This window comes from Micromonospora sp. HM5-17 (assembly GCF_003762835.1).
Classification (GTDB): Bacteria; Actinomycetota; Actinomycetes; order Mycobacteriales; family Micromonosporaceae; genus Plantactinospora.
Genome location: NZ_RJWA01000015.1, coordinates 34115 through 48500, shown reverse-complemented (window position 1 = coordinate 48500; position 14386 = coordinate 34115). Strand labels below are relative to the sequence as shown.

Here is a 14386-nt window from a genome sequence, read left to right as displayed (position 1 = left end):
GATCATCTTGGCCATACGGCGTTGTCCTCCTGGACACTCACGGCCGCCAGAGTCTGTCGACTCCGACCTGCCGCCTGATTACGCACCTTCGGACGTCACTACGGCACTGGCGGACGGGGCCACCGGGCCGTCGAACCGGCCCGATCGGCTCCGTCGTCGGTGCGACGGTGGCGTCCGCTGGCCGGGCCGGACAGCCCGCGACGACCGGCCATGTGCCGCGAACCCATACGACGAACCCGCGGCCGTGGCCCTACCGCCCCGACCTCTGGCACTCACGACGCGCGAGTGCCAATGACTTGTTTAGCACTCTACCCAGGCGAGTGCAAGCGAACGGGTCGACCGAGGCCCCCGCTCCCGGTGGTTGACGAGGCCCGAAAACCCCGGTCGGGCGGACCCGACCCACCCGGATCACCCCTCCTCCGGAGGCGGTCACCGGCCGCCGGGCGACCGGCATCGGGACAACGTCGGGACAACGAACCGGCGGGCGGGGCGGCGGCCACGAGGCGGGGCACCGCGGGCCGTCAGGGGTGGGGGGAGGGGCGAGGGCCGGGCGGGATTCGGTCGGCGGCGAGCCCCGGCAACCAGGAAACGAGCCCGGGGAACCGGGAAACCGGCACGGGCGAGCCACGCACGCCGTACGCCGACGCACGAAATCGGCGTGGCCAGAGCCCGTGGGAAATCGGCCGAAGGATACGAGAGAGCCCGAATACGGACGTCAGGCACCGAGGCGGGATGAGTGACACGTGGCGGACCGCCTGATTCAGGTTGACCAGGACGGCCCGTCCGTGCTTCATCGACTCCTGACCCGGGTCGAACCGCGGGTCAGGGTCGACGGACCAAGCGGGGTGTGGGACCGCGGAACGGTTCGGACGTAGCCGGAGGACGGGGGGTTGGTGACCCGCCGGACCTCAGGCGATGACCCGAACCTTCTCCGCCTGCGGACCCTTCTGCCCCTGAGCGATTTCGAACTCGACGCGCTGACCGTCGTCAAGCGCCTTGTAGCCGTCCATCTGGATCGCGGAGAAGTGGACGAAGACGTCCTGCCCGCCGTCGACCGCGATGAAGCCGTAGCCCTTTTCGCTGTTGAACCACTTCACGGTGCCCTGCGCCACGGTGCACTTCCTTACTTCGCGCCGGGACTGACGAAGCCCGGCGTCGACGTACGCCTGCCGGGACCGCCGGATCTGCTGGTTCCCAGCGGGATCGAACAAATCAAGCGGCCGAATCCGCACCGTACACCAAGGTCGGCCAGCAGCGCACTAGTCCAAAACGGTCAGCGGACGGGGCACCGAACGGTCACGAGCCTCTGATCGACAATTGGCGCCCGTCGCTGCCCAGGTCATCGGCCTTCTGGCGTCGCCGGCGCCGACGCGACAACCCGGGAAAATCGTTGGGCCGCGACGTGCGACCATGACCGACGTGTCGGCTTCCGCCCCGGAAACCGCCGCCGGTCCGGGCGCCGGCGGCCCCACCGGCCTGCTCCCGCCGCTCTCCTCGGGCCCGCCGCGTCCCGGGCTGCCGCCGGTACGCCGAATCCGCGCCGAGGACACCGCCCGCTGGCGTGCGCTCCGGCTGGAAATGCTCGCCGACTCGCCACTGGCCTTCCTGGAGACGCTCGCCGACGCGGCCGCCCGGCCGCACTCCGAATACGCCCTCCGGACGGCGGCCATGGCGACCGGCTCCCGAACCGCCGCGTTCGTCGCCGAGGTCGGCGGCCGGTTCGTCGGACACGCGGGCGGCCAGGCGGCCCCGGGGCAACCCCACCGCACCGTCGTCTTCGCCGTCTACCTGACCCCGGCCTGGCGGGGCAGCGGGCTGCTCGCCGCGCTGGTCGAGGCGGTCGCCGCCTGGTCCCGGGCGGCCGGGCGGCCCGAGCTGATGCTCGAGGTCGTGGTCGGCAACGACCGCGCGGTCCGGGCGTACGAGCGGCTCGGCTTCGTCAGCTCGGGGGTTCGGGTGCCGCACCCGACCATTCCGGTCCTCCAGGAGCTACAGATGGTCCGGGCCGCCTGAGCGGCACCCGCCCGGCCGCCCGAGGCGGTACCCGTCGGGCGGGCCGTCCGAAGCGCCGCGTCGCTCCGGACGGCCTGGGCACTGCCGGTCAGCGACGCGACTGCACGACCCGGAACCGGCTGGCGACGTACGCACCGTCGGTGAGGGCGGCGTTCGCCGCCGGGTTGGCGCCGCTGCCGTGGAAGTCGGAGAACGCCGCCGACTGGTTGACGAAGACCCCGCCGGTGAGATTGCAGGACAGGTGCGTCCCGGTCTCGATCGCGGCGGTCTCGGCGGCCGCCAACACCGCCTCGTCGGTGGCGTAGACCGAGGCGGTCAGGGCACCGCGTTCGCCGACCGTCCGCCGGAACAGGGCCAGGCTGTGGTCGGTGGAGTCGGTCGTCACCACGAACGAGATCGGTCCGAACCACTCCCGCCCGTACGTCGCCACCGCCGCCGCGTCGAGCTTCACGATCAGCGGGGTCCGGACCACCGCTCGGGGGTAACTCGGGTGTGTGACCGTCCGGGACGGCAGCACCACCTCGCCGACACCGCCGGCCTCGTCGAGCCGGGCCAGGACGCCGTCGTTGACGATCGCGCCGGTCAGCTCGACCGCTCGAGCCGGGTCTCCGGTGAGCTTGCCGACCGCCGCGGCGATCCCCGCCACCACCTCGTCGACGCTCTTGTGCCCCTGGTCGGTCTGGATGCCGCCGGCCGGAACGAGGATGTTCTGCGGCGTGGTGCACATCTGTCCGCTGTAGAGGACCAGCGAAAACCCGATGTTGCGGCACATCCCGGCGAAGTCGTCGGTCGAGTCGATGATGACCGTGTTGACCCCGGCCTTCTCGGTGTAGACGACCGCCTGCCGGGCGTTCGCCTCCAGCCAGTCGCCGTACTCGGGGGAGCCGGTGAAGTCGACGATCCGCACCTCGGGCCGGAGCGCGAGGGTCGAGGCAAGCCCCTCCCCGGGCGCCTCGGCGGCGAGCAGCACCAGGTTCGGGTCGAAGCCCGCCTCGGCCAGCACCTCGCGGGCGTACCGGACGGTGATCGCCAGCGGGAGCACGGCGCGCGGGTGCGGCTTCACCACCACCGGGTTCCCGGTTACCAGCGACGCGAAGAGCCCGGGGTACGAGTTCCAGGTCGGGAAGGTGTTGCAGCCGATCGTCAACGCGACCCCGCGCGGCACCACGTGGAACGTCTTCGTCATCCGCAGCGGCTCGCCCTTGGCCGGCTTCTCCCAGGTCGCCGTCGCGGGATGCCGGGTCATCTCCCGGTACGCGTAGGCGAGCGCCTCCAGCGCCCTGTCCAGGGCGTGCGTGCCGCCGGCCTGGAAGGCCATCACGAAGGCCTGGCCGGTGGTCGCGTGCACCGCGTGGGCCAGTTCGAAGACGTGGGCGTGCAGCCGGGCGAGGATCTCCAGGCAGACACCCGTGCGGGTCTGCGGGCCGGCGTCCCGCCAGCCGGGCAGCGCGGTGGCGGCGGCGGCGAGCAGCGCCTCGGCGTCCGCGTGCGGGTACTGTACGCCGAGGTCGATCCCGAAGGGGCTCGCCTCGGTGGCGACCCAGTCCAGGGTGCCGGGCTGGTCGAGCGGGAACTTCCCGGCGAGGTACGACCGGAAGGCGGCCTCGCCCTCGGCGGCGGCAATCTCGCCGTACACCCGAGGGCTGGGCGATTCGGGATAGGCGGACCAGTAGCCGCGGTCGGCGATGGCGGTCAGCGCACGCTCCAGGGTGTCGGCGTGCCGGGTGAAGAGCGGGTGCGGGGTCTCCGTCATCCCGTCATCATGCCGCAGCCGTCGCCGCCGGCCCAGCCCGCGGTCCCGGGTCTCCGGCCGGCCGCGGACCAGCGACGATTGGCCCGGGGCGGCGCTACAGCGTCGCCTGCCAGCTGGTGAGGCCGGCGACCGCCCGGAACCCGATCGCCTCGTTGATCGAGATCATGTAGCTGTTCGACCTGGCGTTGTAGGTGTCGATGACCCGCAGCCCGGGCTCGTGCGCCATGACGTACCGAAGGTTCTCGATCTTGATGATCGTGCCCAGCCGGTGGCCGCGGTGCCCGGGCTCGACCAGGGTGATCTGCTGGAACGCGTGCCAGTCGTGGCTCTCGGACCGGGAGATCGTGGTCAGGGCGACGAGTCGGCCGGTGGCGTCGTGCCGGGCGCCGCAGCTGTACCAGCGCGTGCCCCACCGGGCCAGGGCCGCCTCCTCGCCCCGGATCCGCTCGGTGTCCGGCGCCGGCGGATCCCACGTGATGTCACCGAGCGGCGCGTCCGAGGCCAGCCGGCTGTCCAGGTAGGCCACGTCGGCGAGGTACTCCTCCGGGGTCGGCCCCTGCCAGGTGACCACCGAGTACCCCTCGGCGCGGCCCCGGCTCGCGGCGAGCAGGCGGTCGAGCTCCGGTTCGTCGAGCCGGGTCAGGTCGAGCCGGCGGCGGATGTCGGTGAGCGCGGCCTGCGCGCCCATCGCGGCGGCGAAGGCGGCGCCCGCGCCGCCGGCCGCCCCGGCCGGGTCCCTGGTGACCGTCTCGGCCAGAATACGCTTGCGTCCGAGCCCCCGGAGCTGCCGGACCATGTACTCGTGGAGCGCGCGGCCCACGCCCCGACGACGGCAGGCCGGACGTACCGTCAGGGTGATGCTGGCGTTCTCTCGGTTCTGCCGCTGTGGCAGCCGCAGCTGCAGGAAGCCGGCCGGGGTCCCATCGAGGTACGCCAGTGCCTGCCGCTGCTCGGTGTTGGGCATCGGGTGCCGGATCCCCCCGACGAAGCGCCGTCGGCACAACGGCACATCGGGTTGCTCGGCTGCCCAGACCTCGGCCTGAATCTCGTACGCCCGCTCGACAGCCGCGTCGTCGGCCGGGTCCAGGGCGGTGACCGCGATGTCCATACGGGCAAGGATTCCGGAGGGGCTGGTGGAACGCGAGCGAATATCCCGCCGGCACGCGTCACCCGGACCGGCTCACCGTCGTTGGATATCGCGGGCCGCCGGTCGGCGGGGGAAGCGGGTCGGCCGGGATAACCCTCACCGGCCGGAAGACATTGGTCGGGAGGGACGCCCGCACAACGCCTCCGGCGTTGGGTCGTAAGAGCTTTGAAAGTCTACGGCGGAGCGCCCTCCCGCACGGAGCATCTTGCGTCCTGCAGTTGCAGCAGTCAAGCCTTCGGCGGCGTGTTTTCATCACCTGCGGCAAAGCCGCAGCTACCCGCCGCAATCCCGGATCGGGACGCACCTGCAACCCGCAACCGCGGCGGATCGAGGGCGGGATCGACCGCGGCGCGCGGTCCGGGCGGGGCCCGGCGAGCGCGCCGACGGCTCGTGCGGAGTCAGCCGAGCAGCCCCGCGTCGCGCACCGCGCGCAGCGACGGCTTCACCCGGTACGTCGGACCGACCTGGTTTGCCACCGCATCCAGGGTCTTCAGCCCCTCACCGGTGTTGTAGACGACGGTCTCGGCCTCCGGGTTGAGCCGGCCGGTCGCCACCAGCTTCTTGAGCACCGCGACGGTGACCCCGCCGGCTGTCTCGGCGAAGATCCCGGTGGTCCGGGCCAGCAGTCGGATCCCCTCGCGGATCTCGTCGTCGTCGGCGTCATCCATCCAGCCGCCGGTCCGGCGCACCGCCTTGAGGGCGTACTGGCCGGCGGCCGGGTCGCCGATGTTGAGCGACTTGGCGATGCCGGTCGGCCGAACCGGGGTGATCACGTCGGTGCCGGCGTGGAGCGCGGCGACGATCGGGTTGCACCCGGCGGACTGGGCGCCGAAGACCTTCCAGCCGTTGACCGGCGCCTCGACCAGGCCGATCTCCACCATCTCGCTGAACGCCTTGTCGACCTTGGTCAGCAGCTCGCCGCTGGCCATCGGGATCACCACCTGCTCCGGGATCCGCCACCCAAGCTGCTCGACGACCTCGTAGCCGAGGGTCTTGGACCCCTCGGCGTAGTACGGCCGGACGTTGACGTTGACGAACGCGGTGTCCTCGAACTCGTCGGTCTCGACCAGTTCGCTGCAGAGCCGGTTGACGTCGTCGTACGAGCCGTCGATCGCGACCACGTCGCCGCCGTAGACGGCGGTGGTCACCACCTTGCCCTGCTCCAGGTCACCGGGGATGAAGACGATGGACGGCACGCCGGCCCGCGCGGCGTGCGCGGCGACCGAGTTCGCCAGGTTGCCGGTCGAGGCGCAGGCGAACCGGGTGAAGCCGAATCCACGGGCGGCGGTCAGGGCCACCGAGACGACCCGGTCCTTGAACGAGTGGGTGGGGTTGGCGCTGTCGTCCTTGATCCAGAGCGGGGCCCGGATCCCCAGCTCGGCGGCGAGCCGGTCGGCCGGGACCAGCGGGGTCATGCCGGGGTCGAGGGTGATCCGGGTCGCCGGGTCCTGGCCGGCCGGCAGCAGGGCGGCGTACCGCCAGAGGTTTCGTGGGCCGGCCTCGATGTCGGCGCGACTGACCCGGGCCAGCAGTGCCAGGTCGTAGCTGACCTCCAGCGGACCGAAACACTCGTAGCAGGCGTGTTGTGCGGCGAGCGGGTACTCGGCGCCACAGCCACGACAGACCAGGGCGCGGGCCGGGTTGGGGGGGATGGGGGTGGTCCGGGGGGTAGTCGTCGCGTCGTGGGTCGACGTCATGGCGAGGCCGTCCTCTCATCTTTCCCTACGCCGCACGATGCGACGGGGACGGAATTGGCACCTGCCGCGCCGCTACTCGCCGTCGAGACGGCGGGTGGTTGCCGGGGCGTCACCGGGCCGTGTCCCTCAGCCCCTCTGGATGAGGTATGAAGTTGTCCGCTCAGTTTACGGTTCGCCCAGTCTACGTACCCCGCCCTTCGCTGTCCCGGCTCGGGGGCTCGGTGTGAGCAATCTCCTGAGGTTCGCCGCCCGGCCCCTCCGGCGCGCCGAGACGCGGCGGGCGGCGACGGACGAGGAGCACCCCGGCCGCCACCACCCCGGGCAGCAACCCGATCCCGGGCAGCACCGCCGTGGGGGCATAGACCAGCGGCTCCAGCGGGCCACGGATCCGCGGCGGAAACCCGATATCGAACGTGTCGCCCGGACGATCGCGACAGGACAGCGACACCTCACCCGCCGAGTCGAGGTCGAAGGTGCCGAGCAGCATGGTGACGGCGCTGTCGCTGTTGTCGGTGAAGACCACCGCCGGCCTGGCCAGCGCCAGCGCGCGCCCGTCCGGGCCGGTCAGCTCGCAGGCGACCGCGGACATCGTGCCGCCGTAGCTCCGGTAGACGGCGTACCGGCCCGACGGCAGCCACACGGTCGCCCGCTCCCCACTGGCGGTGCTCGCCAGGCTGCCCCCGAACCGCGTGGTGGCGAGTTCGGCGCCCACCCGGACGAACTCGGGCGCCGTGAACAGCCCGACCGCACCGACCGCGACGACGAGCACCCACCAGCGCCACGTGCTGGCCGGCCGTCCGGCGTCCGTCGGGGCGGACCCGGTGACGCGGCGGCGTAGCAGCCCGACACCGAAGCCGAGCAGCGCGGCGAGCAGGGGGAACCCGAGGCCGGACACCACCAACCCGACCGGGGAGGTCCGGTTGTTGCGCAGGTCCGCGGGGAGCGGGACGACGTACCGGTAGAGGAGGTCGTTGGCCAGCAGGTGGAGCGCGGCCACCACCGCCGCCACGGCGAGCAGCACCGCTAGTCGCCGCGGCACGCCGGGCACGCCGCCCGGTTCCCGGGTACGGACCCCGTGGACGTACCCGAGCAGCAGCCCCGCGACGGCGGCGACCAGCGTCGCGGCGTTGATCAGCTCGGACGGATCCGGCCGGTATCCCTCGTACCTGCTCGCGTCGAGCGTGACCAGCGCCAGGGCCAGGCCCAACCCGATCCAGCCGGCGAGCAGGAAAGCGGCGCCCAGCAGGCGTACGACGCGGGCCACGGGCCAAGGCTAGGCGACCCGCCGCCGCGGTGGGAGTCGGGAACGGCGACGGGCCGGACCGCTTTTCACCGCGACCTGCCTCTCTGACCGCGGTACGTCGCATCCGTGCCGTGCAGGGCCCCGGCGGGCGAATCGACCCCGCCGGCGTGGCCCGGTCGCCGGCGACCGAGCCCGGGAAGCCCTCGGCCGAGCCAGCTGTTGTCGAACGTACAGCTCAGGGCTAGGGTGCTAGACATGTCTGGACAGGTCATCCGATTGAAACACCAGCGGATCGCCGACGAGTTGGCCGAGCAGATCCGGGCCGGCCAGTTCGCCCACGGGGCGCGACTGCCCGGGGAGCACGCGCTCGCGGCGCGGTTCGCGGTGAGCCGGACGACCGTCCGCCAGGCCCTCACCGAGCTCGGCCGGCGCGGGCTGATCTCCACCCACTCCGGCAAGGGCTCCTTCGTCACCTTCGACGGCCGGCCGCTCGACGACCGGCTCGGCTGGGCGCGGGCGCTGGCCGCGCAGGGGGTGCCGACGACCGTACGGGTGCTCCGCCTGGAGCGGGTGCACGAGCCCGAGCTGGCGGAACGGTTCGGCCTGCCCACGGCCGAGTACGTCGCCGTGGACCGGCTCCGGTCACTCGTCGACGGCCCGGCCATCTCGATCGAACGGAGCCGCATCCCGGCCACCGGCCGACTGCGCGACCTGCCCGACCGGGGCCTGACCGGCTCCCTCTACGCGGAGCTGCACGCCGCCGGCCTGGTGCCGGCGTACGGCGAGGAGTGGGTCGAGCTGACCGGGGTCGGCGAGGCCGACGCCGAGCTTCTCGGCTGCGTACCGGGCAAGCCGTACCTGCACACCCGCCGGCTCAGCCACGCCCCCAACGGCGACTTCGTCGAACACGTCGAGAGCCTGCTCGACCCTGAGCGGTTCCGGCTGCGTCTGCGGTTCGGGGAGTGGCCGGCATGAGCGCGCGGACCGGCACGTCGGTCGAGGCCCGGGCACTCGGCGCCCTCACCGGGCTCGCTGTCGGCGACGCCCTCGGCATGCCGACCCAGTCCCTGTCCCGCGACCTGATCCGCCGGCGGTACGGCCGACTCACCGGCTTCGAGCCGGGGCCGAGCGACCAGCCGATCGCCCCCGGCATGCCGGCCGGCGCGGTCACCGACGACACCGAGCAGGCAATGCTGCTGGGCCGGCTGCTGGTCGCCGGCGGTGGTCGCGTCGACGGGCACCGGCTGGCCCGGGAGCTGCTCGCCTGGGAGGAGGAGATGCGCCGCCGGGGGTCGCTGGACCTGCTCGGCCCGTCGACCCGGGCCGCGGTCGCCGCCGTGTCCGCCGGCCGCCCGATCGAGGAGGCCGGCCGCTTCGGCACCACCAACGGCGCCGCCATGCGGATCACGCCGGTCGGTGTCGCCGTACCCGTGGCCGACCTGGACCGGCTCGTGACGCGGGTCGTCGAGGCGAGCTGGGTCACCCACAACACCGGCGTCGCGCTGGCCGGGGCCGCCGCGGTCGCGGCCGCGGTCAGCGCCGGCCTGGACGGCGCCGACCCGACGACCGCGACCGGGACGGCGGTCCGCGCCGCGCGGATCGCCGCCACCCGCGGTCACTGGGTCGCCGCCGCGGACGTGGCGGACCGGATCGAGTGGGCCACCCGGCTGGTCGCCGGCCGAGCTCCGGACGAGGCCGGTGACCTGATCTACCGGCTGGTCGGCACGAGTGTGGCGACCCAGGAGTCGGTACCGGCCGCCTTCGCGGTCCTCGCCGTGCACCCCGACGACCCCTGGCAGGCGTGCCTGCTCGCCGCCGGCCTCGGCGGCGACTGCGACACCATCGCCGCGATGGTCGGCGCCATCGCCGGAGCCGGACACGGTGTCGACGGCTTCCCCGGCACCGCGCGGCACACCATCGACGCGGTGAACCACCTTCCACTGACCGAACTGGCGAACGACCTGCTCGCGCTTCGGCGGCGGTCGGGATGACGTCGAGGTCGCGGGACGCGACACCCGTAGGAGAACGCACAGGAGACACCGAGGGCAGCGCGCCCACAGGGAAAGGCAGGACAAGGATGTCCGCGACGGAACTGGCCGGAACCGCTCCGGTCGACAGCAACCGTGTCGGTGCCATCGAGACCCGAGGCATCGAGCCGGTACCTTCCGGCGAGCGCACCGGCGGGCCGGGCCAGCTCTTCTGGGTCTGGTTCGCGGCGAACATCTCCATCCTGGGGCTGCCTTTGGGCGCCACCCTGGTCGCGCTCCGTGGCATGAACATCTGGCAGGCGCTGCTCGTCGCCGCGATCGGCTCGTTCGGATCGTTCGCGCTGGTCGGGGTGATCAGCGTGGCCGGCAAGTGGGGCGGCGCGCCGAGCATGACCCTGTCCCGGGCGGTCTTCGGCCCGCGCGGCAACCACGGGCCGACGCTGGTCTCCTGGCTGTCCCGGGTGGGTTGGGAGACGGTCAACACCACGACCGCGGCGTACGCGCTGCTCGCGCTGCTCGACATCGTCGTCGGGGTACGGCCGAATCCGGTGCTGACCGTGCTCTGCCTGCTCGTCTTCGTGGTGTTGACCCTGGTGGTCTCCGGTCTGGGGCACGCCACCCTGGTCGTGGTCCAGCAGTGGGCGACGTACCTCTTCGGCGCGCTCAACGTCCTCGTCGCGGCCTTCCTGGTCACCCGGGTGGACTGGGACGCGGTGCTGCACGCCCCGGCCGCCCCGCTCAGCGTCGTCGTCGCCGGCATCGGCGTGATCGCCGCCGGCACCGGCATCGGCTGGGCGAACGCGGGCGCCGACATGGCCCGCTACCAGCGCCGACAGGTGCCGGGCGGACGGATCATCGCGGCCGCCTCGGTCGGCGCCGGCATCCCGCTGTTCCTCTTGATCGGGCTCGGCGGCCTCCTCTCGGCCGGCGACGACAGCCTCGCCTCGGCGAGCGACCCGGTCTCGGCGATCCAGGTGATGCTGCCGTCCTGGATGGCGGTGCCGTACCTGCTCGCCGCGTTCGGCGGGCTGCTGCTGTCGAACAACCTCTCGGTCTACTCCGCCGGCCTGACCATGATCACCCTCGGCATCCGGGCCCGCCGGGTGGTCGCCGTCGGGCTGGACATCGTCCTCACCCTCGTCGGCGGCATCTACTTCATGCTGATCGCCGAGAACTTCTACGGGCCGTTCATCACCTTCATCTCGCTGCTCGCCGTACCGATCACCGCCTGGGTCGCGGTCTTCCTGGTCGACATGCTGTTCCGCCGGGAGTACGACCCGCGTGGCCTGATGGACACCGGCCGGGGCAGCGTCTACTGGGCGCACGGCGGGGTCCGCTGGTCGGCGGCACTGCCCTGGCTCGCCGGTACCGTCGTCGGCCTGCTCTTCACCACGGCCTCCACCTCGGCGGACGACGTCTGGTTCGCCGGTCCGCTCGCGGACTCCTGGATGGGGCGCAACGGGCTCGGCTGGGTGGCCGCGTTCGCGGTGGCCGGCGGGCTGTACCTGCTGGCCGCCGCCGTCGACACCCGCCGGTCCGTCCCGTCGGCCCGGTCGGTCGCGGACGGCCTGGGCGGCGACGCGGTCGAACCGGCCGAGGTGCGGCCGTGACCGCGGGCCGGCTGGTGCACACCGGCAACGTCATCGTCGACGTGGTGATGTACCTGCCCCGACTGCCGGAACCCGGGGGTGACGTGCTGGCCTCGGAGAGCCACATCACCGTCGGGGGCGGGCTGAACGTGATGGTCGCCGCCGCGCGACAGGGCCTGCCGGTGTCGTACGCCGGAATGCACGGCACCGGCCCGTTCGGAGACCTGGCCCGGGCCCGGCTGGCCGAGGAGGGGATCGAGGTCGTGCAGCCCCGGCTGTCGGACCGGGACACCGGGTTCAGCGTGGTGATGGTCGAACCCAGCGGGGAGCGTACCTTCGCCACCAGCGCCGGTGCCGAGGCCGGGCTCGGCCCCGCGGACCTGGCCCGGATCGTCCCGCGCCCCGGCGACCAGGTCTACGTCACCGGCTACAGCCTCGCGTACGCGGTGAACGGGCCGGCGCTGGCCACGTGGCTCGGCATGCTCCCCCCGGAGGTCGCCGTCATCGTCGATCCCGGACCGCTGGTGGCGGAGATCCCGAGGCCGGTGCTGGACCCGGTGCTGGCCCGGGCCGACTGGTGGAGCTGCAACGAACGGGAGGCACGGCTGCTGACCGGCCTCGCCGAGCCGGCCGCCGCCGCGGCGGCGCTGGCGGCCCGGACCGGGCGGACCGGCGGCGTGGTGGTCCGGACCGGGCCGGACGGGGCGCTGCTGGCGGCGGGCGACCGGACGCCCGTGGTGGTACCGACCTTCCCGGTGGCCGTGGTGGACACCAACGGCGCGGGCGACGCGCACGTCGGCGCCTTCGCCGCCGCGCTGGCCCAGGGTCTCGATCCGGTCGCCGCGGTACGGCGGGCCAACGCCGCCGCCGCGCTCGCGGTCACCCGGCGCGGCCCGGCCACCGCCCCGACCGCGGACGAGGTCGACCGCCTGCTCGCCGCCCACGCCGACAGCCTCGGCTGAGGGACGCACCGGGCGGTGCGGGCCGGGGCGTGCGTCGTCAGCTTCGGCCGGGGTGGCGGGTGGTGAACATCGGGGCGTCGTCCTGTTCGTGGCGTCACGGCTGTTCGTGGCGTCACGGCTACTCGGGAAGCCGGGGCAGCAGCAGGTACGCGACGTCCAGCGCCCGGCTGGCCGGGGAGGGCGCGCCGGGCCGCCAGTCCTCGGCGGTCCAGACGTCCGACAGCACCGCCTGGACGAAACCCCAGGCGACGACCCGCTCGACCGGCATCGCCAGTTCGTCGGCGAGCTGCTCGACCCGGGCCGGCACCAACGCGGTCAGCGCCGGATCCCGGTCGTCCGGCTCGGGGTTGTAGAGCAGCGCCCCGACCTCGTAGCCGGGATCGCCGACGAACCCGTGCGGATCGATCGCCAGCCACGGCTCCCGGGTCGCCCGGAGGATGTTGTCGTGATGCAGGTCGCCGTGCAGCACCACGCGGGCCGGAGCCGAGGCGCAGAGTTCCCGCATCAGCCCGGCGGCCCGGACGACGAGGTCGCCCGGCAGCGGGCCGCCGTCGCCGTGGGCGGCGACGTACTGGTCCAGGCCACCGACCAGGGTCAGCAGGTCCGGCAGCGGACAGTCCGGCGGGGGCGGTACGGCGAGCTGGCGCATGATCGCCGCCGCGGCCGAGGTCGCCTCGGTGTCGTGGGTCGGCACCAGGTCGCGCAGCCGCCCGCCCGGCTCGGCCCGCTCCAGCAGCAGCGCGCCACGGTCGAGGTCGGCCCGGAGCAGGCGTACGGCGCACCGGCCGGCCCAGGCGTGCAGCGCCGGCGCCTCCGTCCGCAGCGAGTCACCGCTGGGCACCCCGAGCTTGAGGACGGCTGGAGTGCCGTCGGCGCAGGTCACCGCCGTGACGTAGTGGTACGACAGCTCGTACGCCCCGCCGTCGGGGGTCAGCTCCCAGTCCCGGACGGTCCGGGCCAGGGTCGCCGGCAGATTGGCGAGCCACCGCCGGCCGTCCTCGCCCCAGACCGTCACGACGTTCCGGGTCAGCCCGTCCAGAGCCATGGCGGCGACGATACGGCGCGGCGTGTGGGGCACGGGCGCCGGGCGCGCCTCCCGCCGTGGTCAGGAGGTGACGTCCTTGCGGGTGAAACGCCAGAAAGCGAGGCTCCAGAAGACGGTGGCGTAGCAGGTCGCCGAGATGGCCCCCTTGACGATGTCGTCGGTCTGCACCGGTGTGGACAGCAGCCCCAGCCACGCGCTGGCGTAGTGGGTCGGCAGGAGGCCGCGCAGCGCGCCGAGCGCGGTGATCTGGTCGAGGATGCTGGAGAGGATCCAGAGCAGCACGGCCCCACCGACCGCGCCGAGCGCGGCGTCGGTGGTCACCGAGAGCAGGAACGCCAGCCCGGCCACGGCCAGCAGCACCACCGCCAGGTAGCCGAGGATCCCGAGCAGCCGCAGCAGCCCCTCCCCGGGCGGGATCTGCGCGGCAACCGTGCTGCGCAGCGGCGACCAGCCGTACCGGAGGGTGCCGACCAGCAGGGCGGTGCCGGCCAGTAGCAGCAGCGCCAGCAGTGAGTACCCGAGCGCGACCACCAGTTTCACCGCCAGCAGCCGGGCCCGGGGCACCGGTACGGCCAGCAGGTACCGCAGGCTCCCCCAGCTCGCCTCACTCGCCACCGTGTCGCCGCAGAACAGCGCGACCACGACAACGAGCAGGAACGACGCGGACACGAAGATCGAGAAGAGGGCGAAGTTGAGCCCGCCCGAGGTGGCCATCTCGATCAGGCTGGCGAACTCGCCGCCGCCGTTGTCGTCGTCCCCGGCGCGGTCGAACTGGAACGCGACCAGGATGATCAGCGGCAGCAGCACCATGAACCCGAGCGCGAACCGGGTACGCCGCCGCGACGCCTGTCGACGCCACTCGGTGCCGACCGAGAGCGTCGCCCGGGGACGGTAGCCCCGCGCCCCGCCGGCCGCGTCCGGCGCGGTCTCGCGCCTGAGGTCCGTCATG

The 14386-nt window shown here is 73.2% G+C and carries 12 protein-coding genes and 1 riboswitch; of the genes, 5 read left to right on the top strand and 7 right to left on the bottom strand.

The window, feature by feature from the left end:
• Positions 1-908: 908 nt before the first annotated feature.
• A complete protein-coding gene (locus EF879_RS25880) occupies positions 909-1112 on the bottom strand; it encodes a cold-shock protein (protein WP_123563110.1) in 204 nt (67 codons plus the stop codon).
• 298 nt (positions 1113-1410) lie between these two features.
• Between EF879_RS25880 and EF879_RS25875 the strand changes: the two genes are divergently transcribed.
• Entirely contained in the window at positions 1411-2013 is a 603-nt protein-coding gene (locus EF879_RS25875) for a GNAT family N-acetyltransferase (protein ID WP_123563095.1), read from the top strand.
• Positions 2014-2101: 88 nt separating this feature from the next.
• Here EF879_RS25875 and paaN read toward each other — a convergent pair whose 3' ends face one another.
• From paaN to EF879_RS25855, 4 genes are all read right to left on the bottom strand, one after another.
• Positions 2102-3766, bottom strand: a complete 1665-nt coding sequence (gene paaN, locus EF879_RS25870; protein ID WP_123563093.1) for a phenylacetic acid degradation protein PaaN — start codon at positions 3764-3766, stop codon at positions 2102-2104.
• A gap of 94 nt (positions 3767-3860) precedes the next feature.
• On the bottom strand, positions 3861-4874 hold the full coding sequence (locus tag EF879_RS25865; protein ID WP_123563091.1) for a GNAT family N-acetyltransferase: 1014 nt from the start codon (positions 4872-4874) through the stop codon (positions 3861-3863).
• A 437-nt stretch (positions 4875-5311) separates the two neighbouring features.
• The gene (gene thrC, locus EF879_RS25860) at positions 5312-6610 is read right to left on the bottom strand and encodes a threonine synthase (protein ID WP_123563089.1); all 1299 of its coding nucleotides are present in this window, start codon (positions 6608-6610) and stop codon (positions 5312-5314) included.
• Positions 6611-6622: 12 nt separating this feature from the next.
• Positions 6623-6756: riboswitch (SAM riboswitch) on the bottom strand.
• A 35-nt stretch (positions 6757-6791) separates the two neighbouring features.
• Entirely contained in the window at positions 6792-7874 is a 1083-nt protein-coding gene (locus EF879_RS25855) for a hypothetical protein (RefSeq protein ID WP_123563087.1), read from the bottom strand.
• Positions 7875-8108: 234 nt separating this feature from the next.
• Between EF879_RS25855 and EF879_RS25850 the strand changes: the two genes are divergently transcribed.
• The 4 genes from EF879_RS25850 (at position 8109) to EF879_RS25835 (ending at position 12392) form a co-directional block, all read left to right on the top strand.
• Positions 8109-8828, top strand: a complete 720-nt coding sequence (locus tag EF879_RS25850) for a GntR family transcriptional regulator (RefSeq protein WP_123563085.1) — start codon at positions 8109-8111, stop codon at positions 8826-8828.
• A complete protein-coding gene (locus tag EF879_RS25845) occupies positions 8825-9844 on the top strand; it encodes an ADP-ribosylglycohydrolase family protein (protein ID WP_123563109.1) in 1020 nt (339 codons plus the stop codon). Before EF879_RS25850 ends, EF879_RS25845 begins: the two co-directional genes overlap by 4 nt.
• A gap of 86 nt (positions 9845-9930) precedes the next feature.
• Positions 9931-11451, top strand: a complete 1521-nt coding sequence (locus tag EF879_RS25840; protein ID WP_123563083.1) for a cytosine permease — start codon at positions 9931-9933, stop codon at positions 11449-11451.
• On the top strand, positions 11448-12392 hold the full coding sequence (locus EF879_RS25835) for a PfkB family carbohydrate kinase (protein WP_123563081.1): 945 nt from the start codon (positions 11448-11450) through the stop codon (positions 12390-12392). The genes EF879_RS25840 and EF879_RS25835 overlap by 4 nt, the downstream gene beginning before the upstream one ends.
• Positions 12393-12510: 118 nt before the next feature.
• Here EF879_RS25835 and EF879_RS25830 read toward each other — a convergent pair whose 3' ends face one another.
• Together EF879_RS25830 and EF879_RS25825 are read right to left on the bottom strand one after the other, a co-directional pair.
• Positions 12511-13437: an aminoglycoside phosphotransferase family protein gene (locus EF879_RS25830; protein WP_123563079.1), complete on the bottom strand. Its 927-nt coding sequence runs from the start codon at positions 13435-13437 to the stop codon at positions 12511-12513.
• Positions 13438-13497: 60 nt separating this feature from the next.
• On the bottom strand, positions 13498-14385 hold the full coding sequence (locus EF879_RS25825) for an ABC transporter permease (RefSeq protein ID WP_233604760.1): 888 nt from the start codon (positions 14383-14385) through the stop codon (positions 13498-13500).
• Position 14386 lies beyond the last annotated feature (1 nt).

Coding starts and splice junctions, on each gene's coding strand:
- EF879_RS25875 (WP_123563095.1), top strand. CDS start 1,411: ATGACCGACGTGTCGGCTTCCGCCCCGGAAACCGCCGCCGGTCCGGGC.
- paaN (WP_123563093.1), bottom strand. CDS start 3,766: ATGACGGAGACCCCGCACCCGCTCTTCACCCGGCACGCCGACACCCTG.
- EF879_RS25865 (WP_123563091.1), bottom strand. CDS start 4,874: ATGGACATCGCGGTCACCGCCCTGGACCCGGCCGACGACGCGGCTGTC.
- thrC (WP_123563089.1), bottom strand. CDS start 6,610: ATGACGTCGACCCACGACGCGACGACTACCCCCCGGACCACCCCCATC.
- EF879_RS25850 (WP_123563085.1), top strand. CDS start 8,109: ATGTCTGGACAGGTCATCCGATTGAAACACCAGCGGATCGCCGACGAG.
- EF879_RS25845 (WP_123563109.1), top strand. CDS start 8,825: ATGAGCGCGCGGACCGGCACGTCGGTCGAGGCCCGGGCACTCGGCGCC.
- EF879_RS25840 (WP_123563083.1), top strand. CDS start 9,931: ATGTCCGCGACGGAACTGGCCGGAACCGCTCCGGTCGACAGCAACCGT.
- EF879_RS25830 (WP_123563079.1), bottom strand. CDS start 13,437: ATGGCTCTGGACGGGCTGACCCGGAACGTCGTGACGGTCTGGGGCGAG.
- EF879_RS25825 (WP_233604760.1), bottom strand. CDS start 14,385: ATGACGGACCTCAGGCGCGAGACCGCGCCGGACGCGGCCGGCGGGGCG.